This window comes from Methanofastidiosum sp. (assembly GCA_013178285.1).
Lineage (GTDB): Archaea > Methanobacteriota_B > Thermococci > Methanofastidiosales > Methanofastidiosaceae > Methanofastidiosum.
This window is the reverse complement of the sequence record JABLXD010000027.1, coordinates 1-25,902: the sequence shown is the minus strand read 5'-3', so window position 1 is coordinate 25,902 and position 25,902 is coordinate 1. Positions and strand designations below refer to the sequence as shown.

28 protein-coding genes are annotated in these 25,902 nt (G+C 32.3%); 10 read left to right on the top strand and 18 right to left on the bottom strand.

Annotation, left to right across the window (positions count from 1 at the left end; translation table 11 throughout):
• The first annotated feature begins 65 nt into the window (after nucleotides 1–65).
• On the top strand, nucleotides 66–881 hold the full coding sequence (locus HPY60_08525; protein NPV51221.1) for a DUF1638 domain-containing protein: 816 nt from the start codon (nucleotides 66–68) through the stop codon (nucleotides 879–881).
• Between the two features lie 6 nt (nucleotides 882–887).
• Here the strand turns inward: HPY60_08525 and HPY60_08520 are convergent, their stop codons facing one another.
• The 3 genes from HPY60_08520 to HPY60_08510 all read right to left on the bottom strand — a co-directional run bounded on the left by HPY60_08520 (nucleotide 888) and on the right by HPY60_08510 (nucleotide 3,014).
• Complete coding sequence (locus HPY60_08520) at nucleotides 888–1,376, bottom strand: hypothetical protein (protein ID NPV51220.1); 489 nt, start codon at nucleotides 1,374–1,376, stop codon at nucleotides 888–890.
• A gap of 133 nt (nucleotides 1,377–1,509) precedes the next feature.
• Nucleotides 1,510–2,205, bottom strand: coding sequence for a sulfite exporter TauE/SafE family protein (locus tag HPY60_08515; protein ID NPV51219.1), 696 nt, complete (start codon nucleotides 2,203–2,205; stop codon nucleotides 1,510–1,512).
• Nucleotides 2,206–2,492: 287 nt separating this feature from the next.
• Nucleotides 2,493–3,014 carry a hypothetical protein gene (locus HPY60_08510; protein ID NPV51218.1) on the bottom strand — a complete coding sequence of 174 codons (522 nt, stop codon included), beginning with the start codon at nucleotides 3,012–3,014 and terminating at the stop codon, nucleotides 2,493–2,495.
• 169 nt (nucleotides 3,015–3,183) lie between these two features.
• On the opposite strand from HPY60_08510, the gene HPY60_08505 reads away from it, so the two are divergent.
• On the top strand, nucleotides 3,184–3,450 hold the full coding sequence (locus HPY60_08505) for a helix-turn-helix transcriptional regulator (protein ID NPV51217.1): 267 nt from the start codon (nucleotides 3,184–3,186) through the stop codon (nucleotides 3,448–3,450).
• Here the strand turns inward: HPY60_08505 and HPY60_08500 are convergent, their stop codons facing one another.
• The 7 genes from HPY60_08500 to HPY60_08470 form a co-directional block, all read right to left on the bottom strand.
• Nucleotides 3,451–3,870 carry an arsenate reductase ArsC gene (locus HPY60_08500; GenBank protein NPV51216.1) on the bottom strand — a complete coding sequence of 140 codons (420 nt, stop codon included), beginning with the start codon at nucleotides 3,868–3,870 and terminating at the stop codon, nucleotides 3,451–3,453.
• A gap of 16 nt (nucleotides 3,871–3,886) precedes the next feature.
• Nucleotides 3,887–4,210 carry a carboxymuconolactone decarboxylase family protein gene (locus HPY60_08495; protein ID NPV51215.1) on the bottom strand — a complete coding sequence of 108 codons (324 nt, stop codon included), beginning with the start codon at nucleotides 4,208–4,210 and terminating at the stop codon, nucleotides 3,887–3,889.
• A gap of 19 nt (nucleotides 4,211–4,229) precedes the next feature.
• Complete coding sequence (locus HPY60_08490) at nucleotides 4,230–4,463, bottom strand: thioredoxin family protein (protein ID NPV51214.1); 234 nt, start codon at nucleotides 4,461–4,463, stop codon at nucleotides 4,230–4,232.
• 11 nt (nucleotides 4,464–4,474) lie between these two features.
• Nucleotides 4,475–5,587, bottom strand: coding sequence for a permease (locus HPY60_08485; protein NPV51213.1), 1,113 nt, complete (start codon nucleotides 5,585–5,587; stop codon nucleotides 4,475–4,477).
• Nucleotides 5,588–5,723: 136 nt separating this feature from the next.
• The gene (locus tag HPY60_08480) at nucleotides 5,724–7,541 is read right to left on the bottom strand and encodes an aldehyde ferredoxin oxidoreductase family protein (GenBank protein ID NPV51212.1); all 1,818 of its coding nucleotides are present in this window, start codon (nucleotides 7,539–7,541) and stop codon (nucleotides 5,724–5,726) included.
• Nucleotide 7,542: 1 nt separating this feature from the next.
• The gene (locus HPY60_08475; GenBank protein ID NPV51211.1) at nucleotides 7,543–7,944 is read right to left on the bottom strand and encodes a 4Fe-4S dicluster domain-containing protein; all 402 of its coding nucleotides are present in this window, start codon (nucleotides 7,942–7,944) and stop codon (nucleotides 7,543–7,545) included.
• A 242-nt stretch (nucleotides 7,945–8,186) separates the two neighbouring features.
• Entirely contained in the window at nucleotides 8,187–9,083 is an 897-nt protein-coding gene (locus HPY60_08470; GenBank protein NPV51210.1) for a type II methionyl aminopeptidase, read from the bottom strand.
• A gap of 410 nt (nucleotides 9,084–9,493) precedes the next feature.
• On the opposite strand from HPY60_08470, the gene HPY60_08465 reads away from it, so the two are divergent.
• A complete protein-coding gene (locus HPY60_08465) occupies nucleotides 9,494–10,915 on the top strand; it encodes an AAA family ATPase (GenBank protein NPV51209.1) in 1,422 nt (473 codons plus the stop codon).
• Between the two features lie 21 nt (nucleotides 10,916–10,936).
• On the opposite strand, the gene HPY60_08460 is transcribed toward HPY60_08465, so the two are convergent.
• Nucleotides 10,937–11,398 carry an Hsp20/alpha crystallin family protein gene (locus HPY60_08460; GenBank protein ID NPV51208.1) on the bottom strand — a complete coding sequence of 154 codons (462 nt, stop codon included), beginning with the start codon at nucleotides 11,396–11,398 and terminating at the stop codon, nucleotides 10,937–10,939.
• A gap of 185 nt (nucleotides 11,399–11,583) precedes the next feature.
• Between HPY60_08460 and HPY60_08455 the strand changes: the two genes are divergently transcribed.
• The 5 genes from HPY60_08455 to HPY60_08435 all read left to right on the top strand — a co-directional run bounded on the left by HPY60_08455 (nucleotide 11,584) and on the right by HPY60_08435 (nucleotide 18,976).
• The gene (locus tag HPY60_08455; GenBank protein NPV51207.1) at nucleotides 11,584–11,796 is read left to right on the top strand and encodes a hypothetical protein; all 213 of its coding nucleotides are present in this window, start codon (nucleotides 11,584–11,586) and stop codon (nucleotides 11,794–11,796) included.
• A gap of 65 nt (nucleotides 11,797–11,861) precedes the next feature.
• On the top strand, nucleotides 11,862–13,595 hold the full coding sequence (locus HPY60_08450; GenBank protein ID NPV51206.1) for a glutamate--tRNA ligase: 1,734 nt from the start codon (nucleotides 11,862–11,864) through the stop codon (nucleotides 13,593–13,595).
• 8 nt (nucleotides 13,596–13,603) lie between these two features.
• Complete coding sequence (gene priS, locus HPY60_08445; protein NPV51205.1) at nucleotides 13,604–14,542, top strand: DNA primase catalytic subunit PriS; 939 nt, start codon at nucleotides 13,604–13,606, stop codon at nucleotides 14,540–14,542.
• Between the two features lie 41 nt (nucleotides 14,543–14,583).
• Entirely contained in the window at nucleotides 14,584–17,697 is a 3,114-nt protein-coding gene (locus HPY60_08440) for an isoleucine--tRNA ligase (protein ID NPV51204.1), read from the top strand.
• A gap of 112 nt (nucleotides 17,698–17,809) precedes the next feature.
• On the top strand, nucleotides 17,810–18,976 hold the full coding sequence (locus tag HPY60_08435; GenBank protein NPV51203.1) for a TGS domain-containing protein: 1,167 nt from the start codon (nucleotides 17,810–17,812) through the stop codon (nucleotides 18,974–18,976).
• On the opposite strand, the gene HPY60_08430 is transcribed toward HPY60_08435, so the two are convergent.
• The 5 genes from HPY60_08430 to HPY60_08410 are packed head-to-tail and all read right to left on the bottom strand — an operon-like array spanning nucleotide 18,941 to nucleotide 23,669.
• Nucleotides 18,941–20,152, bottom strand: a complete 1,212-nt coding sequence (locus HPY60_08430; protein ID NPV51202.1) for a cation:proton antiporter — start codon at nucleotides 20,150–20,152, stop codon at nucleotides 18,941–18,943. The two genes, HPY60_08435 and HPY60_08430, sit on opposite strands and share 36 nt — an antisense overlap.
• Nucleotides 20,145–20,927 (bottom strand): DUF1638 domain-containing protein, encoded by a 783-nt coding sequence (locus HPY60_08425; GenBank protein NPV51201.1) that lies wholly within the window; start codon nucleotides 20,925–20,927, stop codon nucleotides 20,145–20,147. The genes HPY60_08430 and HPY60_08425 overlap by 8 nt, the downstream gene beginning before the upstream one ends.
• A 4-nt stretch (nucleotides 20,928–20,931) precedes the next feature.
• On the bottom strand, nucleotides 20,932–22,125 hold the full coding sequence (locus HPY60_08420; GenBank protein NPV51200.1) for an ABC transporter permease: 1,194 nt from the start codon (nucleotides 22,123–22,125) through the stop codon (nucleotides 20,932–20,934).
• The gene (locus HPY60_08415) at nucleotides 22,115–23,014 is read right to left on the bottom strand and encodes an ATP-binding cassette domain-containing protein (GenBank protein ID NPV51199.1); all 900 of its coding nucleotides are present in this window, start codon (nucleotides 23,012–23,014) and stop codon (nucleotides 22,115–22,117) included. The genes HPY60_08420 and HPY60_08415 overlap by 11 nt, the downstream gene beginning before the upstream one ends.
• A gap of 13 nt (nucleotides 23,015–23,027) precedes the next feature.
• The gene (locus HPY60_08410; protein NPV51198.1) at nucleotides 23,028–23,669 is read right to left on the bottom strand and encodes a DUF47 family protein; all 642 of its coding nucleotides are present in this window, start codon (nucleotides 23,667–23,669) and stop codon (nucleotides 23,028–23,030) included.
• A gap of 100 nt (nucleotides 23,670–23,769) precedes the next feature.
• On the opposite strand from HPY60_08410, the gene HPY60_08405 reads away from it, so the two are divergent.
• Complete coding sequence (locus HPY60_08405; GenBank protein NPV51197.1) at nucleotides 23,770–24,372, top strand: methyltransferase; 603 nt, start codon at nucleotides 23,770–23,772, stop codon at nucleotides 24,370–24,372.
• On the opposite strand, the gene HPY60_08400 is transcribed toward HPY60_08405, so the two are convergent.
• Both HPY60_08400 and HPY60_08395 read right to left on the bottom strand, forming a co-directional pair.
• Nucleotides 24,328–24,768 carry a GIY-YIG nuclease family protein gene (locus HPY60_08400; protein ID NPV51196.1) on the bottom strand — a complete coding sequence of 147 codons (441 nt, stop codon included), beginning with the start codon at nucleotides 24,766–24,768 and terminating at the stop codon, nucleotides 24,328–24,330. The genes HPY60_08405 and HPY60_08400 overlap by 45 nt on opposite strands.
• A 3-nt stretch (nucleotides 24,769–24,771) precedes the next feature.
• The gene (locus tag HPY60_08395) at nucleotides 24,772–25,359 is read right to left on the bottom strand and encodes a hypothetical protein (protein NPV51195.1); all 588 of its coding nucleotides are present in this window, start codon (nucleotides 25,357–25,359) and stop codon (nucleotides 24,772–24,774) included.
• Between the two features lie 162 nt (nucleotides 25,360–25,521).
• Between HPY60_08395 and HPY60_08390 the strand changes: the two genes are divergently transcribed.
• Nucleotides 25,522–25,812 (top strand): hypothetical protein, encoded by a 291-nt coding sequence (locus HPY60_08390; protein NPV51194.1) that lies wholly within the window; start codon nucleotides 25,522–25,524, stop codon nucleotides 25,810–25,812.
• Nucleotides 25,813–25,902: the final 90 nt, after the last annotated feature.

The following is a 25,902-nucleotide window of genomic DNA, read 5'->3' as shown; positions in this document are numbered from 1 at the left end:
ATATATAAATATTTCTATCAAAGAGAATTCTTTTAAATACACTTAGTAATTTCTGACCAGATACTATGAAGAGGGTTGGCATCGTTGCTTGTGAAATTTTCGAAGAAGAATTGTTAAAATTAGTATCTGAATATGATAAAATTGGTAGGATTATAGTTGTTTCAAGTGAGTCTTCCAGAGAATTTCAGAAGATGCTTGAATCTGAATATAATTATGAAAAAATAAAAATTGCAAGAGAGTTATGTTCAACAAGATTTCTAAAAAGAGAACATTCCTTAGAAATTGTGATTAATATTCTTCCTTTTGCCCTTCATCTTTATGCTGAAGATATCAAAAGGGAGGTTGTGGCCGCTTCAAAAGAGATTGAGAAGCATGTTGATTACATTTTATTATTATATGGATTGTGCGGCAATGCACTAGGTTCGATTAAAGAACTATTAATTAATAGTAAAATAAAGGTTCCATTTGATATTCTAACTAATGAAAAAGGAGAAATAATGGACGACTGTATTTGCGCCCTTATAGGTTCAAGTGAAAATTATCTTAAAGAGTTGGAACAGAGCACAAATATATTTTTTATGACCCCTGGGTGGGCAAAGCTTTGGCCAAGGCTTTTGGAAGAAAAGACAAAGAATATTGATCCAAAAAGATTGGCCGAATTGTCTGAAATGGATGTTAAAGATCAATTTAAAGTGGCTCTTGGAAGTTCCGAATATAAAAAAGTAATAGGAATAGAACTTGATTTTATTGATAAAGCTAATTTTAGGGCCAGATGCAATGAGTTTGCATCACATTTTAATAGTGAAGTTGTCATAAGAGAAGGAACTATTAATTCGCTAAGAGATTCATTTGAAAAGATATTAAAAGAAATAGAAAAATAATAAAAATTAACTACTGCATCTACTGCAGCCACCAGAACTACTTGCACCCGCAGAGTGAACAGGTACAAGACCCATCGTATCATAGTCTAATGCAAATAAATTTGATTTTTCGGTGCTTACAGGCCCATGCCCATCATTTGTTCTAAACCAATATTCAATTTCCCAACCTCTTGCTTTAGGAGCTAATTTAAACAAATCATCTTCAGATAAAGGGAGTACATAAATTATTCCATCTTTTGCATTATTGTCTTCTATATCCTGTTTTTCCATTACTCTTCTGGATCCATTGATATATACAAATATGTATGCAGGTAGGTCGCCATCCAGATCTTTGTAAGTCACTTGAAATTTGTAGGAGAAAGTACTGCCTTCGAAAGTATACCAAAGAACCCCTCCTTCAAGTGTTGGCGAAGTGTTTTGGGAAGCAGATATTGGCATTACTAATATCGAAAGAGCAAATACTAATACTACAAAAATACTAATTAATTTTCTCATATTTTTACCTCCATGTACAGATTATTAGATTATTAATGTTAATAATAAAAGTTTAATTATTATAAATTAAAGAAATATAAACACTTAACTCCTATTATTTCTAATAATATAACAATCGAAGAGTTAGACCTCTTTATATAAGAAATAAATAATATATCCCAACAGAGATAAATATTATTGCAACGGCTTTTCTCATCCATTTTTCAAAAGTTTGAACTTTTTTCATTACATCTCCGATCTTTGAAACACTAAAAGCTAGGAGAAGCGAGAATACTATAACTGGTAATCCCGTTGCAATTGCAAATATTGAGGGAATAACAATAGGATCACTATTCTGAAGGGCCAATGGTATAAGCATGCCAAAATAAAAAACACCGCTTATTGGACAGAAGGCTAAAGCAAATAGCATTCCTAATAATAGACTACCAATAAATCCTTTTTCTGATAAAGATTCTCTAATTTTGTTGATTTTGTCACTACTTTTTCCAAAACTTGTATTGAAGATATTAAGCATTAAAATACCGAGTATTAGTAAAAGTGGGCCCAACAATACTTTTCCATACTTTTGAAGAGTAATTGAAATTGAAAATGTGCTAATTCCGATCCAAACAATAACGGCGGCAATTCCGATATAAACAATCATCCTCCCAATAGTATATAATATTCCAACAAGTAAAGTGTGTTTACTATTCCCAATTTTTCTAGAAGTATATGCAATGGCAGTTATATTAGTTGCAAGTGGGCACGGACTTATGGCGGTCATTAGTCCTATGAAAAATGAGGCAATCAATGGAATATTGCTTTGGCCTAATGATTCTAACAATGACATTAAAGAAGTAGTGTTTCCTATTTCTAAAAATATGTAAACAATGCTAATAAAAAAAACAAATAATGGGACAAAGATATAGCGTCTATTTGAATAATTTCTTTTTAGTGGAATATCGTTAACAGGATGTTTTTTATTTGAGGTATAAGAATTTATAATCTCGTTTTTTCTAGACTCAAATTCTTCTTTGGATATATTATGTGAAATGTATAACTTTGTCAAATCTTTTATTTTATCATCCAATGTTGCGTCATCATTAAATTGGCCCATATATCCACCAAATATAGAAATTAAATTTTTGTAAGATCCCCATTAAGTCTCATATCAATAAGTTGTTTCATATAATTTGTGAAATTGTCCTTATTTTCAATTCTATACCAAACACCAATATTTTCCTCGATATAAAGATGGCCTTGGTCATCGTAGACTCCGATGCACAATGCCGATCCTGGTGGTTTGTATAATAAAACTAGTTGCTCATTTTCTGGAAGTTCATAATTAATATGCCTAAAGGTGACTCTTCCATTGTTTAATTCTTTTGAGTAATATGTGTTGACCGTTTCCTCTGCATAAGTTCCTAAAGTCTTACAACTATAACATTGGACTTTTGGATGGAAATGTAAAATTTCAACTTTCAAAACATTTACTTTCTCAGGGATTACAATTGTATTTCCTTGATTTGTATTTGTTTGTGTATTCGTCTGTTGTATTTGCTGTTGATTTTCATTGTCGCTGACACAAGCAGAAAAAATAAATAAAGAAGCAATTAATAATATAGAAAAAATAGGTCTTTTCGTTATATATACCCCCAAGATATTGGATTATATATAAACATATAAGTAAATATTGATAGTTTATTTATAAATATTATGGTAGTGATCTCCAAATTTTAGTAAACTATCTTCTATTCAATATAATTCTGCTTAATACTAAAAACAGGTTTTTAAATAACTTTATATATCAATATATAAATAATGTTACATGCCTATTGATGAAAAAAGAAATATTTCACTTCTTAAAGCAATGGGAGAAACCACCCGATACAAAATTCTAAGTATTCTCGTTTCTGGGGAGAGGTGTGCTTGTGAAATTCCTGGATTAATAAAAAGGTCTCAACCTAATACGTCTATGCATCTAGCAAAACTTCAAGATTTAGGGATTATCCAATCTAGGAGAGATGGCAAAAGAATCCTTTACTCCATTAAAGACCCTAGGGTAAGAAAAATATTAGAAATAATAAATAAATAGTTAGATATTAGAATCACAGAAGAATTCTAGAATCCATTGTTTTATTTCATCTCTAGATTTTCTAAATGCATCAAGTTTGTCTTGATAAGTTCCATCGACTGAAGATGGGTCTTGAAAACTCTTATGTACATACTCATTTGAGCCGGGGAAGAATGGACAATTATCCTTAGCATTGTTACAAACAGTAACTACATAATCAAAATATTGATCTTCAAATTCATTTAAACTTTTTGAATAGTGATCTGCGATATCAATTCCCATTTCTCTCAATACTTCAATGGCAAAAGTATTCACTATAGAGGGAGTAGAACCCGCACTAAATGCTTGGTATTTATGAAAACATAGATTATTAACTAGTCCTTCGGCAAGTTGAGATCTTGCAGAGTTGTGCGTGCATACAAATAATATTTTCTTTTTCATTTGATCTTTTGCCAATTTATTTTTTGCATTCACAGTTTATATTGCCTTTAAGGATTTCTCTCCATTCTCCTATAACGTCGTGAGTCCAACAATCATCAGCGCCTGCGGCTTCTCTCATGACTAGGGCAAAAATATAACTAAGTTCTTTGACTGTGGCACCGGCGTCAAGAGCACCTTTGAAGTGTTTTAATACACATGGTTTTGATCTGGCCTTAATAGAAAGGGCAAAACAAATGAATTGGTATGTTTTTTCATCTATTGTTCTTTTTTCTTTATAGAGTTCATCCATTTCATCTAATTTTTTTGTAAATTCAGGAAAAAATTCTTCTAACATTCTCAAGGTTAAACCTCCATTTTATTTAATTAATTCCTAATATTTTATTCAGCTCTTGGTCTGAAGGATTTCCAATTTTTACTACTTTTCCATCAATAAGAATTGCAGGGCTTCCCATGATTCCTTCATTTATTAGATCATTTATATCAGAACTGTATTCAACTTTGGCGTTTATCTTGCCTTCTTCAGATAGTTTCTTAATTTTTTCATATAAGTTCTTACATGTTGGACAACCACTTCCTAAAACTTTAATATTCATATTTAACCTCCTTAATACACAAGATTTCCAAATATTAGTCCAGCTACAGTGGAATATAGTATGACTAATAATACATAAACTAAAGTTCTTTTTGAACCTAAAACTCGCCTGATCACGAGCATGTTAGGTAAACTTAAACTTGGCCCTGACAATAATAAGGCTAACGCTGGCCCATTAGACATCCCTTTTGAAATAAGAGCTTGCAAAATTGGGATTTCAGTCAAAGTAGAGAAATACATGAAAGCCCCAAAGATAGATGCAATTAAGTTTCCGAAAATATTATTTTTACCTACAATTTGCTCTATTAATTGCTGGGGTATTAATGGCATTATAAATCCGGCAACAAAGACTCCCATGAAGAGAAGAGGGATTAAAGTTTTCCCAAAGAACCAAGTTTCATTTAGCCACGATTTAGAAGTTTCTCTAGATAATTTGAAAAGTGTAATAAATGCAACTACTAATGCAAGTAATACCATTATTGAATATTTCAAAGTTGTCCCAATCGTTAATCCATTCACGACTAAAATCATTACCAAGGAGAAAAAGAAGGCAATGAGAACTCTTGAAGAAACTGAAACTTCGGAACTTTCTTCAAAATAAAGAGGCCCACCTTCAGATTTTTCTTTAAATATTAGTGCCATCGATAGTCCGACTATTATTGAAAGCCCAACAGCAGAAACAACTCTTGCAAGACCAATTGAAAATCCCAATACGCTAAATGTAAGGAATATGGCCGCTATATTTATTGCAGGTCCAGAAAATAAGAAAGTTATGGCAGGCCCTAATCCTGCGCCCCTTTTCCTAATTGACGCAAATAAAGGTAGAATGGTACAAGAGCATACGGCAAGAATGGATCCTGAAACAGAAGCAATTGAATATGAATAGAGTTTACTAGATTCGCTTCCTAGATATTTTAATACGACGTCTTTTTTAACAAAAATACTTATCGCACCCGCAATAAACATTGCAGGGACCAAACAAGTGAGAACGTGTAGTCTTGCATAATCATGTAAAAGGAAAAAGGCACTATATAATGATTCTTTAAAAATAGGATTATTTATTGGCATGAAATATAATCCTAAGAAAAATAAGATCAAGAGTAAGAAAAATGTTTTATCCTTCATTATATCACTAATAACTTAAACATATAATTATTAATTTATATATAAAGTTATCTATATTGTATTCTTCTTGTATTATGAAACAAATAAGGTAGATAAAAAATATTTAAAAATTAATTAAAATAGAAAATATATTTTTTTAAGAGTACTCTTCAAGACCTAGTCTCTTTAGTGTTGCTTTTGTTGGAACTCCTTTTCTGTCCCATCCTCTGAGATCATAGTATTCATCGAGCATTGTGTCAAGTTCTTCCTGTGTGGTGTACATTCCTTTAGATGTTCCAGTTGGAATTGGCTCATTCATGGCTCTCCATGGCAGTGTGTCAGCGGATCTTGCTTTGCCAGACTCTCTTATTGTAAATAATCTCTCCATAGTATAAAATCTTTCAGCCATCAATCTAACTTCATCTAAAGTGGTGTTCCATCCTGTTACTGCATTAATCCAATCAGCATGGGCTTGAGCAACTGAAGTTCCATAAATCTTCTCTGCAAAGTGGCATACTACTAAAGAATCACCTAAACATGTCCAATTCTGAGTGTTGAAGGCATTAAGTGCCCTACCTTCTGTTGTGTTTCTCTTCTCTGGAGGTAATCCATATTCAATTGGTCTTGCATCATGGTGGCTTCCTCCTCTTGGAGAGGTAGCGTATCCAACAGACATTGTCTTTTGTGCTCTTGGAGAGTGCCCTGCAGGCTCAAGACCTTTTACATTGAAAGCATATTTATAGGCGTCTCCACCTAATTTCTCTGCAATTGCCCTTGTTCCTTTTCCAATTAATTCTCCAAATTCGCCTCTCTTTTCCCCAATGATTTTAACTAACTCTAACAGATCTTCACCATTTTCGAATTTGAAGGTTTTCCCGCCAGTGTCTTTTTCTGTTAAAAGACCTCTTTCCATTAACTCCATAATCATTGAAGCAGTTACACCTGCAGAAATTGTATCTATTCCATACTCATCTGAAAGTCTATCAGCAGCAATTACATAGTCAACGTCACCAATAGCTGGCATACTACCAAAAGAGTACTGAGTTTCATATTCAGGCCCTTCTGAAACATCATCCCACTTATTGACTTTGAAATCTTTTGCACAGTGGATGCAGCAGCTGAAACATGACCTATGCCTAATTAAATGTTGAGTATTAAGTGTTTCACCGCCAATCTTATCAACATGTTCAAATGTTTCAAACTGCATATTTCTTGTTCCCATGCCGCCAAATGCATTAATACTTGCTGGAAGTGCTGTAGTTCCATATTTAGAAAGACCTGCTAAAGTTTCTTTTGCTTTTTGGGCAAATTCTCCATAAAGTGCCTTTACTTTTGCCATATCTGCTACTTTAACATCTTTGTCTCCATATATAGCTACGGCTTTGAGATTCTTTGATCCCCAAACAGCTCCATTACCACTTCTTCCAGCGACTCTAGTGTCAGTGACAATTGAAGTCATAGGGACTAATTTTTCTCCGGCAGGCCCTATACATGCTATCTTGTATTCTGGCGTTAACTCTTTTTTGAGTCTATGTTGAGTTTCTATTGTTTTAACTCCCCAAAATCTTTCAGCCTCTCTAATTTCAACTTTGTCATTGTTAATAACAATCATTACAGGTGAAGCTGCCTTACCCTTAATAACAACAGCGTCATAACCTGCATATTTTAACATTGCGGCGAATCCTCCACCCGCACTGCTGTCTGCAAGAAGTCCTGTCTGAGGAGATTTTGCTCCAAAGTGTGTCCTTCCAGCACCATGTGCCAAAGTCCCACTTAAAGGGCCTGATGCAAATACAGAAACAGCCCCAGGAGATAGCGGATCAGTACCCTTTTTTACTCCGTCGTAAAGGTATTTTATAATAAATCCATTTCCACCAAGCCATTTTCTATAAAATTCTTCATTTGGTGTTTCTACTTCAGTTTTTCCTGTTGTGAGATCTATATGTAATATTTTACCTGCATAACCATAAACCATTTTAATCACCTACCGATAATGCATTTTTTGGACAAATTTTGACACATTCTGGATCGCCCTCACATAAATTACATTTAATTGGTAGTTTGTAATCTTTATGCCAATAAATACCGTCATATGGGCAGGCCTTAACACATAACCTGCAGCCAATGCATTTATCTTCAATAAGAACAACTCTTTCTAAGTCTTGATCAATTACTAGTGCGTCAGTTGGACAAGCTTCAACGCATGGAGCATCATCACACTGTAAACAAACGTTATAATTGGGTGCAGCATAATCTTCCGTTCTGATTCTTATCCTAGATTTTTTTGGATTAAATGCATCGTACCACTTGGATGAACAAAAAAGTTCACATAGGTTGCAACCGGCACATTTCTTTTCATCAAAAACTATATGTTTCATTAAAATTACCCTCCTAAAGTTGTATTTTTTAATATTTATTCATATAAAAAAGTTTCGGAATTATGGATATGTTTAAATAAATATAACGAAAAATATATTTATTTATATTTTTTTCCAGTTTTTATACAATCTTTACAAATTTGTCCTTCTGAAATACAAGATATGCATACTGTTCTTCCACAAAGTCTACATATATATGGGTAAATGACCTGTTTCCCACAAATCATGCATATCATAACTTTTTAGGTGTATACTTCAGAGCCACTTGAATTTACAATCAAGCTATTTTCAGCTTGAGACACCAAACCTCCTTCGCTATCTAATAAGACATTATAAGGATAAATAGTATTCGCTCTAATAAGATTTCTTAAAGAGAAGTTAATTTTAAGGCCAGCATAGTCTTTTTCTAACCATCTTTCTGCAAATGGCAAAGTTTTATAATTTTGTTTAATAACATTCAGTAATTTTTTCGAGTTAGGATCTCTTAAAGGCCTATCCTGTAGATACTTGAATATATACACTTCTTCTGAAGTCTTTAGTTTTCCTGCTTTAGTAGATGCAAAAGGCTCTATTGCCAAAGTATCTCCTTCTTTAAGTTTTGATCCAACATTGCTATTATAATTAGGTATAGTAATCCCAGAATGTAAAATGTAAGGTTTAAGCCCATGACCACATAGTTCTTTTATGGGATTGAAATTAAAATCTTTAATTGTTTCTTCAATAATCTTACCGATATAATTAGTTTTTACTCCAGGCTCAACTGCAGCTATTGCATTTTTTAAGGCCTCTTGAGTTGCTTTGATTAGTTCATCATCACTCTCGTCTACTTTTACTGTATATGCTGTATCAGCAATACATCCTTCGATATGACACCCTATATCAACTTTTACATAATCGCCGCTTTTTAAAACAAGATCTGTATTCAGATTAGGGGTATAATGAGCTGCAACACTATTAATAGAAATATTGCATGGAAATGCAGGGAAGCCTCCCATTTCAATTACCTTCTTCTCAATAAATTCCACTAAATCAACTAGCTTATATCCACTAGTAACTAATTTTCTTGATTCTTCTTTGACTGTCTTTAGTATATTTCCAGCCTTTCTATAATTATCAAAGTAGTTATCATTGTCTTCCATAATAATAAAATAAAATATTCATTTAAATTATTTTTTACAGAGATACCCCTTTATTTCCAGTGGAAGCTAAAATTTAATAATTCTTTTTGTTTAATTTATTAAAATTTTATAAAATCCCATTTATTTATGTTTTTTCAACTTTATAAGTTTTTCTTCTTTTCACATTCATTTGACTAATTAAAACTTGATATATTAAACATGATCACTTTTTTATTAAAACTAATATTTTAGAAAAAAGAGTCATACAATTCTCTTTTTAGTTTTTCTAGTGTTAATATTTTTCCTTTTAATCCAATTTTTTCTATTAGTTGAAATTTGCAGTGGAAATAAAGGGGTGGGAGAAATATATAAAAAGGATAGCTGTAACATAGAATACTAGAGTGATACATTTGAATAACAACGACGAACGAATGCCTTTAAAGTACGACGAAAATTCAAAAGCTAAAAACTTTTCTGAAGTTTCAGATAAAGAGGAACTACAATATACTATTGCTTCAAGCGTTGAAGATTTTGTAACGAGTAAGCAATCTTCCCTTGATGATCTATTCGATGAACTTCTGTTGTCTAATTCCATTTTTAAAAATAAAGAAGTTCTAAGACATTCATATACTCCTGAAATTTTACCTCATAGAAAAAATGAAATTGAAAAATTAGCTGCAATTTTAGTTTCTGCACTTAAAGGAGAAACTCCCTCAAATATATTTGTTTATGGTAAGACAGGCACTGGAAAAACTGTAGTGGTAAAATATGTAGGAAATGGTCTTGTAAAAAAAGTTGGAGGCAAAGCTTTTTTGAAAACATCTCCTTCAATTGACTGTAATACAGGCCTTCCAAAACCAGACTTATGTTCAAATATTAAGATGGATATGCCAATTACTTTTATTTATATCAATTGTGAAGTCGTTGATACACAATATAGATTGTTATCGAAATTATCTGAGTATTTTGGTCAGTCTGTTCCACTTACTGGTTGGCCTACAGATAAAATTTATGATGTTTTCTCCCAAAGTCTTGACAGTGAGAAGAAATTAGTTATTATTATTCTTGATGAAGTCGATCAACTCCTAAAAAAAGGAGGGGACGATGTTCTGTATAACTTAACTAGAATAAATGGGGATTTAGAAAATGCTAGGGTTAGCATTATTGGTATTTCAAATGATTTAAAATTCATTGAATTCTTAGACCCAAGAGTCAAAAGCTCTCTTGGCGAAGAAGAAATAATTTTTCCCCCATATGATGCTCCACAACTTATGGATATATTGGAAGACAGGTCAAAAATATCTTTTAATGAATCTGTAATTACTCCAGGGGTAATTCCTCTTTGTGCGGCTTTTGCTGCCCAAGAACATGGAGATGCTAGAAGGGCCCTTGATTTACTAAGAACTGCTGGTGAAATTGCGGAAAGGCAGAATGCTAAAAAAGTTACTGAACCACATGTTAGAGTTGCAAAAGATAGAATAGAGCAAGATAGGATATCTGAAGTAATAAAAACTCTTCCAACTCAATCAAAACTTATACTTTATTCTGTTTACCTTCTTGAAAAATATATGCCTGGTGAAATTATCACTGGAGATGTATTTAATATATATAAAGACTTAAGCAACATCTTAAAGCTTGATATTCTTACCCAAAGAAGGGTATCTGATTTAATCTCTGAACTAGACATGCTTGGTATACTTAACGCTAAAGTTGTAAGCAAGGGAAGATATGGAAGGACAAGAGAAATATCTTCTGGGGTTCCACCAACTCAAATAAAAGCTCTTCTAGAAAATGATTTCAAAATAAAGAAAGTATCTGGGTATGTTCCTCCGATTCAACATAGGCTTATATAAAATATAAAAAAGAAAAGTAAATTATTTAACATTTACTTTTAATGCTTTTTCTTTTTCTTCTGTTTTCTTCATTATTATTTCAAGTACGCCGTTATCAAATTTTGCCTCTGTTTCTTCAGGTTTAATCCCTGAAGGCAATGGAATTGATCTATAAAATCCTTGGTATCTTCTTTCTTGGAAGAAGTATCCTTTTTTCTCATCCTCTTCCTTCTTTTCAAATTTCTTTTCCGCTTTTATTTCAATTGAGTCTTCTGTTACTTTTATGTCAATGTCATCTTTGGTAATCCCTGGCATTTCAAGTTCCACTATAAACTCATTTTCTGTTTCCTTTAGATCTGTTAATGGCCTTCTGTATTTTACTACTTCACCTTCTTTTGATTCACCTGGAACTAATAATGGCGTTCTTCTCCAAAATTCAGGAAAAGCTCTCTCAATTTCTTCCTGCATTTTTCTCATATCTTCCATAATGTCAAACCATGTCATTTGGCTCACCTCTTTATTTCCTACACTATATGTTAACCTAACTTAAAGTATATAAATCTTTCGCTTTTAATTTTTATTGAGGTAATTATTCATATTAATAATATATTGAAGCTAGTATTTCTCAAATTAATATGTGATAAATTATTCACGGAAATTATTATAAATATTGATCTATATTTTCTAATATGGAAAAACAATCGTCTATAAAAAAAGGCCAGTCTTGTTCAACAGGCGGATGTCCACTTTGTACCAGAGATGGCATGATCTTAGCTGGAATAGGTATTGTTGTAGCTTTTTTAATGCCCCCTCCGTTTGGCTTTATAGGATTTATAATATTTGGATTGGCATACTTGCTACCATCCATAAAAAAACTTAAGTTACAAAATAATCTAAACTAATTTATTCTTTTCTTAAACTATTGGTAACCTTTTAATATTGAAATAATATTTTCTTTTGTGGTCAAATGAGTGAAGATTTACACAAACTTGCACTTAAATATACTCTTATTAACGCCTTTCAATACGGTGGTACTCCTAATTCTAAGGCCGTTACTGGAAAAATTATGGCCGAACTCCCTGAAATGAGGAAACAGGCAAAAGATGTTATCTCGGCCGTTGAAAATTATATTAATGAGATTTCTAAAATGTCCAATAAAGACATTGAAAATAAGTTAAGGGAAGTATATCCAGAATACTTCTCAGAGAAGCCTAAAGAAAAGGAAGCTCCTAGAGAACTTCCCCCCCTAGAAGGAGCTGTTATGGGTAAAGTTGTTACTAGGCTCCCTCCAGAACCAAATGGTTATCCCCACATAGGACATGGCATGTCATTTTACTTTAATTATTATTACGCCAAAAAATATGGTGGTAAAGTTATACTAAGATTTGATGATACAAATCCAAAGAAAGAAAAACTTGAGTATTATGATGCGATAAAACAGGATCTAAAATGGCTAAAAATAACTTGGGATGAGGAGCGAAACATGTCTGATGACATGGAACTATACTATAAATACGCTTTAGACCTTATCAATATGGGAAAAGCCTACGTTTGTAATTGTGATCCAGAACATGTATCCAAGCTAAGATATGAGTCAAAGGATTGTCCTTGTGTTTCTAATTCAGTTCAAGATAACCTTTCTCTATGGAAGGAAATGGAATCCGCCGAAGAAGGAAAATATTCTCTTAGACTAAGAGGAGACATGGCTTCAAAAAACACTGTCATGCGTGATCCAACAATGCTAAGAGTTGTTGATCATCCCCACCCAATTCAAGGAGACAAATACAGGATATGGCCAGTTTATGACTTTGCTTGTGCAATTGAAGATTCTGTTCTTGGTGTTACTCATGTTCTTCGAAGTAATGAGTTTGCTCTTAGAATTGAATTACAGGATCATATTAGGGGGCTTTTGAATTTAAGAAATCCCAAGATCATCGAATATTCTAGATTTACAGTTAAAGGAGCACCTACATCCAAAAGGCTAATCAGACCTTTAATTGAAGAGCATGTTGTTTCAGGATGGGATGATCCTCGGCTTGTAACAATACGTGGCCTTAAAAGAAGGGGTATAACTCCTGAAGCTATTCATATGGTGGCAGAGGAGATTGGCCTTTCGAAATCTGAGCCTGAAATTGATTGGTCACTTATAGAATCCTTGAACAGGAAGGTAATCGATTCAACTTCTGATAGATATTACTTCGTACCCGAACCTAAGTTTTTAGATGTAATTGATGCATCTTATCAAACTATCCAATTAAAACGTCATCCAGATTTCGATAGGGGTTTTAGAAATGTTGATATTACAGGTAAATTTTACATTTCAGGTAATGACTTTAAAGATATAAAGAAGAACCAAATAATTCGATTAAAAGATCTTTACAATATATTAGTTACAGATGTTCAATCTAATTTGATTAAAGCTATGTGCACAGATGAAAAATCCTCTAAAGATGAACTTTCTAAAGTGAAAAAGATACAGTGGGTTTCGGACAAGAATGTCAAAGTCTCTGTAATTGTTCCTGGTGTCCTATATGAAGGGGAAAATATCAACCCAAATTCTCTTACCACAATTGAGGGATATGGGGAACAAGGGGTCTCTTCATTAAAAGAAGGGGAGATAGTCCAATTTGAAAGATTCGGATTCGTTAGAATTGATAAGATAGATTCTAACGGTGTTACCGCTATCTTGGCGCATAAGTAAGGTGAGTTATGGATTTTAAGGAGGCTTCTCTAAGAGAGAGGAAGATATATTACCATGAAGAATGGAAAGAAAAAGACGTTCCTGGATTCATAGTTGAGCGAATAACAGAAAGAGAATTTGCATTTGACCATGATGGAAATGGGTATAATGATAGATATAAGGCCTTTGATACAGTTGGTGAATTTGCTGATTTTTTAATTAAAAATTTTCCATATGCAGTCTGCACCAGCGTTTCTTACTATTCAAAACCAAAAAATAGGGAAGACTGGAAGGGCGCTGAACTAGTTTTCGATATAGATGCAAAAGACTTGGCCGTCAAAAACTGCGAGTGTAAAGATGGAAATGTTTGTGAAAATTGTTTGTCAGAAGCTAAGGAAATAGTTCTAAATATAAAAGACACGATGACAGATGATTTGGGGATTAAACGATTATTTTTAGTTTACTCAGGTAGAGGTTATCACTTAAGAGTAGTTGATAAAGAAGTTCTCCCTCTTGAAAGAAGGTCAGAGATTCTCGAATATGTTACAGGCTCTAAAAGGTCAAAAGATCTTTTCTTATCTCATGGATATCCTGCTGTTTATAGAAAAATGTTTATACTAACATTTAATAAAATGAAGGAGAAAGATCTCCCTTTTAGCAAAAATATTACCAATGCCCTTCTTTCAGATAAAGAAATCATTATTTCAAAATTAGAAACTTGTCATGCCGATTTCTTAGACATTAAAGGCATTGGCGATAAGACTAAAAATGATTTATTAAGTCACATAGAACAAATAAATGCATCCCTAGTTGATGGTAAAGTTACAGTTGATGTAAAAAGAATATTGAGGCTTCCATCAACTCTCCATTCTAAAGTTTCCATGAAATGTGTTGAAATAAAAAATATAGATAATTTTGATCCATTAAAACATGCTGTTCCTAAGTTTGTTCATGAAAGAAAAGATTAGATTCACCAAAAACCTTTAAAACGTCTATAATTATTGACTTCATGGTTTCTGAGGTGCCTGAAGACTATAATCCTGTTTCTTTAGAAACAAAAATACTAGAGGAATGGGAAGACATAGATATCTATGCCAAATTAAAGCAATTAAGATCTAATGGCCCTAAATTTTTCTTCCTTGATGGGCCCCCTTATATGAATGGAATGCCCCATATTGGTCACGCTAGAACTAGAGCTTTGAGGGATCCTGTCTTAAAGTACAAGTCAATGAATGGGTATAACGTTTGGCATCAGCCTGGATTTGATATGCACGGTCTTCCTATTGAGGTAAAGGTCGAAGAGATATTAGGCACTAAGACAAAAAGTGATATTGAAAAGATTGGAACTGAACTATTTATTAAATCATGTAAGGAAAGGGGATTGTCCTTCCTTAAGATATGGATTGATTTTTACAGAAGATTTGGGATGATAGGAGACTTTGAAAATCCCTATATGACCTTATCTAATTCTTACATAGAGGCTTCTTGGTTTTTCTTTAAGAAAGCTTGGGAAAAAAATCTATTGTATAAAGGTAAAGCAACAGTTGCTTGGTGCCCAAGATGCGAAACTCCTCTTTCTGGTTATGAATCGACTGATGAATACAAAGATGTCGAAGACGACTCAATTTATGTCAAATTTCCATTAATTGGAAAAAAAGACGAGTATATTATTATATGGACCACAACTCCTTGGACCATTCCCGCTAATGTAGCTGTAGCTGTTAATCCAAAGTATGACTACGTAAGGGTAAAAGCAGGAAATGAGGTCTGGATTGTAGCAAAGGAGCTTTTGGATAAACTAATGACTCTATTTGAAGTTGAAGATTACGAGATAATTGAAGTTTTGAAAGGAGAAGCACTATTAGGCCTTAAATATAGACATATTCTAGATGACGATGTTCCAATTCATAAACAATTCAAGGAGCCAAATGCACATACAATTATTCTAACAAATTATGTAACATTAGAAGATGGTACTGGATGTGTTCACACAGCACCAGGTCATGGGCCCGAAGATTATAGCGCAGGTGTAGAGTTCAAGCTACCAATATTCTCTCCTGTTGATGAAACTGGTAACTTTACAGAAGAAGCCGGAAAGTACAAAGATATCTACATAAAAGATTCTAATGATCAAATTATCGATGATATTGAAGACAAAGGATTTTTAGTATTTAGAGATTCAGTCTTTCACAGATATGCTCATTGTTGGAGATGTAAATCCCCCTTGCTATACAGGGCTTCTGATCAGTGGTTTGTAAAAGTAGAAGCCATTAAGGATCAGATATTAAAAGAAAATAAAAAAGTAAAATGGGTACCTGATTGGGACGGTGAAAAGAGATTCCATAACTGGATTGAAGGAGCAAGGGACTGGTGTATTTCAAGGCAGAGGTTCTGGGGAATACCTCTTCCGATATGGGAATGTTCATGTGGGGAATTTACCGTTGTTTCTTCTCTTGAAGAAATTAAATCCCTAGGTGGGAAGGTCCCTGAGGATCTTCATAAACCATATATCGATGAAGTATTTCTTAACTGCCCAAAATGTTCTGGAAAGATGAAACGTGTTCCAGATATAGCTGATGTTTGGTTTGATTCTGGGGCTTCAACATGGAGTTCTCTGGGATATCCTCAAAATACTGATAAATTTGACCAACTATTCCCTGTAGATTTCATTACAGAAGGACTTGACCAGACCAGAGGCTGGTTTTATACATTAATGCTTGAGAGCTTTATTGTTTTTGATAGGGCTCCATATAATCAAGTTTTAATGAATGACTTTGTTTTGGACCAGTATGGTCAAAAAATGTCAAAATCCCTTGGAAATGTAGTTGATCCAAAAGATGTTATGGCTAAGTATGGTGCTGATGTCACAAGATTCTATTTATTGTGGGAAATTGCCCCTTGGGATAAACTTAAGTTTAACTGGGAAAATGTCGAAAGTATTTACAGAACTTTTAACATATTATGGAATGCCTATAAATTTGTCACACTTTATATGTCACTTGATAAGTTTGATGTCAACACGCCATTGAAGGATGTTAAGGACCATCTTAGAGATGAAGATAAGTGGATACTCTCTAGAATTAATACCCTTACCAAAGAAGTTGAGGAAAACTTTGACACGCTAGAATTACACTTTATCCCTAGAAAAATAAAGGAATTTATCTTAGAAGATCTCTCTAGATGGTATATCCGACTCGTAAGAGAAAGAATGTGGCTTGAAGGTGACGATAAGGAAAAAATAAGTGCTTACGTTACTTCATTCTACGTATTCAAGAGATTATCAAAACTTTTAGCTCCAATCTCTCCATTTATTTCTGAAGCTATTTACAAAAACTTTGTCCATGACTCCTCAATTCACCTATCTGATTGGGACAAACATGACCCTTCATTAATTGATTCAGAATTGGAATTAAATATGTCTATACTTAGGAGTATAATTGAAGGTACATTACATGCAAGACAAAAAGCAGGTATTAAATTAAGATGGCCAATGTCAAAAGTTATAGTTGAAACTCAAGATGAAACTGTTAAAATAGCAGTTTTGGCATTATCTGAAATAATGAAGAAGCAGATTAATGTTAAAGATATTGTAATTGGTGAAGTTATACAGGAACTTGAGATACTTCCAAATCATAAATCACTTGGCCCTAAGTTTAAAGGGGACGCAAAAAAAGTCGTTGAACTCATAAAGACACATAATCCTTGCTTAATTAAATCCGGATTTGAAAAGGAAGGTCTATTTAATCTTGATACGTTCCAGATAACTCCTGAAGACGTTACATTTAATTATCTCTTACCAAAAGGATATGAATTAAGCGAATTCGAAAATGGTAGAGTTTATTTATATACCGAAATAACCGAAGAATTGAAATCTGAGGCCATTGCAAGAGAAGTGATAAGAAGAATTCAAGAAATGAGGAAACAAGCCAATCTAAATGTTGAGGAATACATTAATTCTTATGTACAATCTAATTTTGAATCTGATTTAAAACTACACGAAGATTATATTAAACGTGAAACAAGGAGCAAATCGTTAGTATTTTCCAAAGAAGGAAACTATATAGACAAGGAATGGGAAATAGATGGTGACAAGTTCTTAATAGGGATCAAACAATTAAAATAATTATATTTTCCTATTCTACTTGCTACTTTATGATTATAACTTATAATCTCAATTTTTTTAAAGTATTATAAATAAGTCTTTTATATCCATAGAAAGATTTTGGTTTGATATCATGCCTGCAAATGTTACTCCAGAATACCTTAAAGCGGAAGATACCTATAAGTCTGCTAAAACGTCCAAAGAAAAACTAGTAGCTCTTGAGCTCATGCTTAGTACTATACCTAAACACAAAGGTACAGAAAAGATGCAGCTTCAGATTAAAAGAAACTTGTCTAAATTAAAAAAAGAAGTAGAAAAAGAAAAGGAATTAAAAAAAGGTGGTTCTGGGGGAACTAGTTTCTTTGTCAGAAAAGAAGGTGCAGCTCAAGTAGCTTTGGCGGGACTTCCAAACTCAGGCAAATCTACAATTTTAAATAAACTTACTGGAAAAGATGTTGATATTGGACATTATGCTTTTACTACAGTTAAACCAACACCTGCAATGCTTCAATACAAAGGCATTCAGATACAACTTGTTGATATGCCTGGATTAATTGAAGGCGTTTCACTTGGAAAAGGTATGGGGGGGCCATTAATTAGTGCAATTAGGGCTGTCGATGCTATTATCATAACAGTTGATTTGTCAATTGATCCAGTAAAAGATCTTGAACTTATATTAAACGAACTTGAAGCAAAAGGACTTAGACTCAATAAAAAAGTTCCAAACATAGAAATACAAAAACAACCTACAGGCGGTATAGAGATAATTGGAGAGAATTTCCTAGTTGAATGTAACTCTCAAGATGTCAAGAAAATTCTTCAAGAAGAAAGAGTTCACAATGCTATAATCACAATAAAAGAACCCGTCACATTAACAGATATATTTGAAGTTTTGGACAGTTCGTTAGAATATAAAAGAGCCATAATTGTTGGAACTAAAGGAGATTTGCCAGGAAGTAAAGAAGGGCTTGAAAGACTTCAGAAACACGTTAATAATTTCAAAATTATCCCAGTTTCAGCCATTAATCTTGTTAATCTAGATATTTTACCTTCTGAAATCTTTTCTATTTTAGGAATTATAAGAGTATATACTCGCTCTCCCGGTGGGGAACTTGATAATGAGGCAATGCCAATGAAAATTGATTCAACAGCACTTGACGCAGCAAAAAAAGTTCATAAAAATCTCTATAAAAATTTTAAATTTGCAAGAGTATGGGGAGAATCCGCTAAATTTGATGGTCAAAGAGTAGGTCCAGAACATGTATTAAGGGACGGAGACATCATAGAAATACACATCTGATTTTCTTATTAATTTTCCAAATAATATTGGAGTTATTATTATAGAAAGTAGAGTTACAATTACAATTGATGAATACAATTCACTTGATATCACGCCATTTGAAAACCCATATCTCACAATAGCAAGTTCCAATGATCCCCTTCCACACATACCTACGCCAATTAGAAGAGCATCTCTATTGTCTAATCTAGAAATTTTACTTGCTAATCCACATCCTATTATTTTTCCGCCCATGGCCCCTATAAATAATAAAATTATTAGCGGTATATTTATTTGAGTATTTTCTCGATTAAATAATAATCCAATATATACAAAAAAGAGAGGCATAAAGAAAAACCTCATTAAGGTATTCATCTCACTAGTTACTTCATTAAATCTTATCCTAAAAGATAGCATTGGGTCTTCCTTTTCCTTAATCCTACTAAGTATTAATCCAGCAATAAATGAACCAACAACTTCATGAAGCCCTATAAAAGATGCAAAAAGGGCAAAAATTAGAGTGAAAATGAATACAAGCATAATAGATTGGTGTTGGTCACCTTCCACTAAATATTTTACAATTCTTGGCCCTTTTGATGATATTAAAAATTCACTTAACAGAATAGTGATCACAAAAAAGATGACTATTTTCAAAGTCACATTACCTATATCCACCAGATTAAATGTTGATTGATTTAAAGTTATAGTTGATAATAATCCAACTAGATATATAGCAATTATATCATCAAAAAATGATGCCCCAAGAAGAATATGTGATACTTTCTGATTGCTTTCATTTGCCACCATACCCCCTATAATCTCAACAGCAGTGTTTGTTAGTATTATTCCAACAAATAGAGAGGGAATTAATCCAAAACCTAAAAACCACATTATAGAAAAACACAAAATAAAAGATGCAATTACTCCAAATATCCCAATAATTACTGCTGTATATTTGGCTTTTAATAGATCCTTATAATCGCTAGTTAATCCTGCGTAAAGCATTATTACCAATAGACCAATATCTGCTAGTACTTCGATTTCTTTTCCAGGATATATTATTCCCAATACAAATGGCCCAAGAGCTATACCGCATATAACATGACCTACAATACTAGATAGATTTTTCCTTTCTGCCAGATCTCCAAATATCTTTGCAAATAAAAATATTAGTAAAATATTTGTAAGATCAATCATTTAACACCTCTTCTAGCGCTTTTCCAAGTGCTTCTTTTAATAAATTTACATTTCCTTTTTTGTAACATACTGGCAGGTTAAAAATCTCCGAAAATTCATTACATCTTTTGTGATAAATTTCTTTATCTCCAAATTCTAAATCCACAACCACAGTCCTTTTATAGCCTGTCCTATCAAACACAAGCTTCATTTTATTAATATCAAAAGATCCCACAGTTTCACATGACAATTCTTTCCAATATTTTGCCCAACCATATGTCATAAACCATGTTCCAGGCTCTTCATTTATACTTTCAATATATTTGTTTCTTGATCCTATCAATGCACAGACACAATCATCCACTATTTCTCCTTGTCCATCTTTTAGTATAATTGCTGGAACCTTTATCCTGTTTTCTTTCATTAAAGCTTCAACATCTCCAAGCGAATTTCCACATAGGCCAAAAAACAATACTAGATAATCTACATGTTTCTCTAATTCTTTGGCTGCTGAAGCCACTTCTTCTTTTATCAATTGAGGGTCTACATGTAAAGCAAGTGGGAGTAAGTACAAAAGTGCTTCAACTTTATTCTCTCTTTTAACAAATTTCGCCGAGCATAGTTCTCTAACTATTTTGAATTTATCTGGGGATAATCTTTTTGAGACTATATTCTGAAATTCTTTAGAAGCATCATTGTCGTAGATAAGTATTTTATCAATTTCTGGAAAGCTTTCAAGAATTTGTAATAACTCATCTTCAAAAATCTGACAAACTACTATTCCTACCCTTTTCAAGACATTATCCCCTTATCCACCTTATTAATTCATTAACACTTGGCTTTTTCCCATACATTAATATCCCTATCTTAAAGATTTTAGACGCTATTCGTGCTGAAAAAATTAGAGAAACTGACAGTATTATTATAGAAACTATTATGTCAATCACAGGAACTTCTGAAAGTAAAATCCTCATCATCATTATAGTTGGGATGAATGGAGGTATCATACCAAATATTCTTATAAATACCATATTTGGATTTTGAACTATTCCAAAAAATAAGAGAAGAGGTATAAAAACTAAAAAAGATACTACTGCAGATATCTGCTGGGAGTCTCTTGTACTTGTTGAAATAGACCCAATCATTGCAAATACTGATGAGTAGAACAGATAACCTAAAACAAAAAATATCAGGATTAGAATACCTTTTTCTAGAGAAACTAAGGGGATTTTCAAGAATGAAGTAATTATTACTACGCCACTTATCCAAATACCAACCTGTAATATGCCCAGACCACCTAAACCTAGAATCTTTCCTGAAAGTAGTTCGTTAGGGGATATTGTTGAGAGTAGCACCTCAACTACTTTGTTCTCCTTTTCTTCAATTATGCCATTTAGGAGATATCCACCTGCATTCATTATTGACATAAAAAGAAACAACGGGAGAAGATAGTTTCCAACAAAAGAGAAAGGAGTTTCGACTTCATCACCCTTTTTAGTCACTGTTATTCTCTCCATTTCAATTGGATTCTTCACTTTGTTTATTATTTCATTTGATATTCCTTTATCTTCAAGGAGACTTTCAATAACAATTTCTGAAAGAATTCTCTCAAGATTTATATTTGCCGAGGAGAATGAAGATAATTGAACTTTTGAATAATAAGAAGCTTTTCCAATCTTCAAAAAATCATTTGGAATTACAATATAACTAGATATATCATTATTTTCAAGAAGTTGTCTTGCTTCATTACTGTTGGATATTTCTTTTATTATATAATCGTTGTACCTTTCTTTTAGAATTGGAAAAACAATACCTGATTCGTCTACAACACCAAGTGCTTCCTTTTCATAAGATACAGTTTGCATGAAGAATAGAGGGATGACCATTGACATTACAAGTATTAAAGGAAGTAAAAAAGTAAGTATAATAAACTCTTTTCTTTTCACATTTGTCATAAACTCTGAAATTGCAACTATTTTTGTCTTAGATGCCATTTGTCACAACCTCAACAAAAATGCTTTCGAGGGAAGATTCAGAGAGTTCATACTTAGTTATCTCTCCTTTTTTCAATAATACTTCTAAAAGATCGTTATAATCAATATTTTTCTTTAATTCTATTTCTGCTTTATTTCCTTCATAGTATATATTTTGAATAATGTCTAAATCTTTTAAGTTACTTACTTTATTCCGAAATTCAACCGAAACAAAATTTTTTGAATATTTCTTTTTTACTTCTTCTATAGGCCCATCTATTAGTTTTTCCCCTTTGTTAATTAGAAATATATGGTCACATAGCCTCTCAGCTTCATTCATCTGATGAGTTGAAAAAATAATTGTTTTACCGGATTCTTTCAAAGAATAAATTATTTCCTTCATGTTTCTTGTGTTTATAGGATCAAGGCCAACAAAAGGCTCATCTAATATTATAAGATCTGGGTTATTTATTAGTGATACTATAAGTTGAATATTTTGCTGCATACCTTTAGAAAGCTCTTCAATCCTATTATTGGCCCTATCTTTAAGGCCAACTTTATCAAGCCACATTTCTGTATTTGTTCTTGCTTCTTCTGATGTTAATCCTTTGAGTTTTCCAAAATACATCAATAAGTCATACACTTTATATTTTCTGTAAAGACCACGCTCTTCAGGGATATACCCTATACGTTTCTTACTTTCTTCAGAAAGTTTTTCACCAAATATTTTAATGTTACCCGAATCGGGGGCTATTATTCCCATGATCATTCTAATTGTAGTGGTCTTACCTGCACCATTTGGCCCTAAAAATCCATAGATTTTTCCATTTTCAGCGGTAAAAGAGACATTGTTTACGGCTATTCTGTCATTATAACTTTTTGTAATATTTTTAATTTCTATAATCTTCATTTCAATAACCATATCAATTATTAATAATTAAGGCCACCTTTTCTCCATCTTCAGATATTTTTTTTAATATTGCAATTATATCTTTAAATGTTTGAGATAAATTTTCTTTTTCATCATGTTTTTTATATTTATATACTAATGAATCAGATAGATATTCAACTTCAGCCTTTTTCTTTAATATTTTTTTATAAAATCTATTTATTTTCTCATCGTTAATATCCCCTATTCTCTTCAGGGTTAGGTATATCTCCCTAGTAATGCTTTCATCCGTTTCTATTAACTTTACAAAATCTTTGACTAAATCTTTAGGTATTTTTTCTCCCTTTAAATTGGTGAGCATTTCGGAAATTGATTTAGCATTTTGACCTATTTCCCCGATTAAAGAAGAAATTTCGGCATACTTCAGTCCAGTTGGCCCTAAAAATAGTCCCTTAGCTATACCTTCTTTTATATTATCCTGGTGATTCTTTCCTTCTTTTTCTAATTCCATTACTATTTTACATTTATCTTCCATTTCTGAAATACAATCTTTTTCTAATAGTTTTATCGCTTCTTCAAGGGTCAATACTGAATCCTTTACGCATTTAATCTGATTATTAAAATCATTAGCGTACTCTTTTGTAATATTATCAAACAGATTATCTTTGAAGCTCACCATTTTCTCAGCCTATGTTCCTATAGATCTCTTTTACAATACCTTTTTATTAGTTACATTTATAATTTTATTTAATTTTTATGGTGTCTTATGTGGTAATATGGAGATTAAAGACTTTAAAATCGCTGAAGACGAAAGAGTATACCCCCCTAGTGAAGATTCTTACCTATTAATTGAATCAATTGATATATCCGATTTTCATAATGCTCTTGAGATTGGTGTGGGAAGTGGTATTATTTCTCTGCATCTTTGTAAAAAAGTAGAAAATGTTTTTGGGTGTGATATCAATCCCTATTCACTTTTACTAACTAAACAAAATGCTGCATCCAATTCAATTAACAATCTTCATTTATTTTCATCAAATATATTCTCTTCAATTAAACCTGGTTCTTTATTTGATCTTATAGTTTTTAATCCCCCTTATCTGCCAGTTGATTTTCCACCAAGAAAATTAATAGATTTATCGTATCATGGAGGCATTGATGGCGGAGAGCACATACGTTCATTTTTGAATGATCTTGACAAATATTTATCTGAGTCAGGAACTGCGTACCTTCTCCAATCTTCTCTTTATGATTTGGAAAATACTACTGAATATCTAATAAATAACAATTTTAAGTACGATATAAAAAAAAATATAAAATTAGATTTTGAAACGTTATATGTTTTTGAAATCAGCTTCATTAAAGACTTTGTGGTCTAATCCTAATTTCTCATAAGCAGTACAGATTTCAGGCATATTTATAAAGTAGACAAGGTGAGAAGGGCATTTTTCTTTACAATCTGAAGATCCAAAACCCAATGTTGGAGTTTCTGCACCTATAACACTAGCCAAGAATTTTGAGATGTCGTGCTCATGATTTTTTGCATCTTTAGCTATAATTATTTTTAATATCTTTGCATATTCAAGTAAATAATCAATATGCCACCTTTTAGTTTTATTTTGCTTTAAATGATACCTAACTCTCCCAAATCCGCCAAGTGCACTCCCATTATAGACATAATACCCTTTTTTGAATAATATCCTTCCCAATTTTCCTATTTCAATAAGTTGGTCATTTTCTAATACTAATAACAGAGAATAGGCCCCTTTTTGCATTAATTACAAAGCTGAATACTTCTCTATAAACTTATCTTTAAGAGAAAGCCAATCTTCTAGTTTTTTAGGGATTTGATCAACATAGTATATTTTTTTATCTCCAGAGCTTTCTTTGATAAATTTAATCTCTGACTCTTTGAGTATATCTTCTACAACTTTGTCTCTATCTACTCTATCATATTTTTTTATCCATTCCGGAACTTTATCTCCATACATTTTCTCCATGAATTGGATGTCTATCCTTGAACAATAAACTATTAATTTTTGACTCTTTGTTTCTAATGATTTCATTTTTAGGATGTCAATAGCTTCACTTATAAATAGCCCCCTTTCTTCCCACAAATATACTCTAGTTCCTTCTAGTTCTCCAATGGTCCTATAGTTTTTATCAAAATAATTTAATAGTGCAACAAGCTGTTTTGGATTTTTTATATTAATCTCATTAGCCTCAATATTTCTATTATATATAAAAGAAAATTTCTTCATATCTCCAAGATATTCTTTGAATTTTTCAGGTGACAATATTGTAGCTGGTTTTACTACTATTCTTATTCCATTTCCTTCGATATAGCCATATATCTGCAGCTTCAAATTCACACCAGAGATACAAGTTGGTGTTATTAATATATAAATTTATATACCTGAAAATATTTTCTCTCAATAGAATCCAAATTTCTAAAAAGCTAAGATTTATTAATGGATTAACTTCTTTTATTTCAAAATACAGAATTTTGAAATGCAGGGGGCTTAATATTGGATATAGAAACCCAGTTATCAAAAAAATACGGTATTTCTAGAGATGATCTGATTAGAGCAATAGAACGTGAAATTAAACTGATAGAGTCCAAAGGTAGTGGTGGAAGAAAAAACAGAATAAAGCTTTTAGAGACTGAATTCGTTAAAAGACACTTTATTAGCCCAAAAAACGCTGAAAAATTCCTTAAAGAAGCAAAAAAACGTATTTCAACTACTTCTTTTTGGAGATTAAGAAGAAATCTTGAGATGAAGGGCATCGTAGTAGACCCCGATGGGAATATTATATAATGAATTAATAGTTATTAATTATTATTTATTAATTATTATATATTAGATAATAGTTATTATTCTTTCTTTATTAATTAGTTTATATACTTC

Bases quoted from the DNA above. Each gene is read 5' to 3' on its own strand.
- HPY60_08400 (NPV51196.1), bottom strand. From the start codon at position 24,768: ATGCAAAAAGGGGCCTATTCTCTGTTATTAGTATTAGAAAATGACCAA.
- HPY60_08435 (NPV51203.1), top strand. From the start codon at position 17,810: ATGCCTGCAAATGTTACTCCAGAATACCTTAAAGCGGAAGATACCTAT.
- HPY60_08485 (NPV51213.1), bottom strand. From the start codon at position 5,587: ATGAAGGATAAAACATTTTTCTTACTCTTGATCTTATTTTTCTTAGGA.
- HPY60_08515 (NPV51219.1), bottom strand. From the start codon at position 2,205: ATGTCATTGTTAGAATCATTAGGCCAAAGCAATATTCCATTGATTGCC.
- HPY60_08420 (NPV51200.1), bottom strand. From the start codon at position 22,125: ATGGCATCTAAGACAAAAATAGTTGCAATTTCAGAGTTTATGACAAAT.
- HPY60_08450 (NPV51206.1), top strand. From the start codon at position 11,862: ATGAGTGAAGATTTACACAAACTTGCACTTAAATATACTCTTATTAAC.
- HPY60_08520 (NPV51220.1), bottom strand. From the start codon at position 1,376: ATGAGAAAATTAATTAGTATTTTTGTAGTATTAGTATTTGCTCTTTCG.
- HPY60_08455 (NPV51207.1), top strand. From the start codon at position 11,584: ATGGAAAAACAATCGTCTATAAAAAAAGGCCAGTCTTGTTCAACAGGC.
- HPY60_08460 (NPV51208.1), bottom strand. From the start codon at position 11,398: ATGACATGGTTTGACATTATGGAAGATATGAGAAAAATGCAGGAAGAA.
- HPY60_08500 (NPV51216.1), bottom strand. From the start codon at position 3,870: ATGAAAAAGAAAATATTATTTGTATGCACGCACAACTCTGCAAGATCT.
- HPY60_08440 (NPV51204.1), top strand. From the start codon at position 14,584: ATGGTTTCTGAGGTGCCTGAAGACTATAATCCTGTTTCTTTAGAAACA.
- HPY60_08480 (NPV51212.1), bottom strand. From the start codon at position 7,541: ATGGTTTATGGTTATGCAGGTAAAATATTACATATAGATCTCACAACA.
- HPY60_08525 (NPV51221.1), top strand. From the start codon at position 66: ATGAAGAGGGTTGGCATCGTTGCTTGTGAAATTTTCGAAGAAGAATTG.
- HPY60_08490 (NPV51214.1), bottom strand. From the start codon at position 4,463: ATGAATATTAAAGTTTTAGGAAGTGGTTGTCCAACATGTAAGAACTTA.
- HPY60_08475 (NPV51211.1), bottom strand. From the start codon at position 7,944: ATGAAACATATAGTTTTTGATGAAAAGAAATGTGCCGGTTGCAACCTA.
- HPY60_08405 (NPV51197.1), top strand. From the start codon at position 23,770: ATGGAGATTAAAGACTTTAAAATCGCTGAAGACGAAAGAGTATACCCC.
- HPY60_08505 (NPV51217.1), top strand. From the start codon at position 3,184: ATGCCTATTGATGAAAAAAGAAATATTTCACTTCTTAAAGCAATGGGA.
- HPY60_08415 (NPV51199.1), bottom strand. From the start codon at position 23,014: ATGAAGATTATAGAAATTAAAAATATTACAAAAAGTTATAATGACAGA.
- priS (NPV51205.1), top strand. From the start codon at position 13,604: ATGGATTTTAAGGAGGCTTCTCTAAGAGAGAGGAAGATATATTACCAT.
- HPY60_08470 (NPV51210.1), bottom strand. From the start codon at position 9,083: ATGGAAGACAATGATAACTACTTTGATAATTATAGAAAGGCTGGAAAT.
- HPY60_08465 (NPV51209.1), top strand. From the start codon at position 9,494: ATGCCTTTAAAGTACGACGAAAATTCAAAAGCTAAAAACTTTTCTGAA.
- HPY60_08430 (NPV51202.1), bottom strand. From the start codon at position 20,152: ATGATTGATCTTACAAATATTTTACTAATATTTTTATTTGCAAAGATA.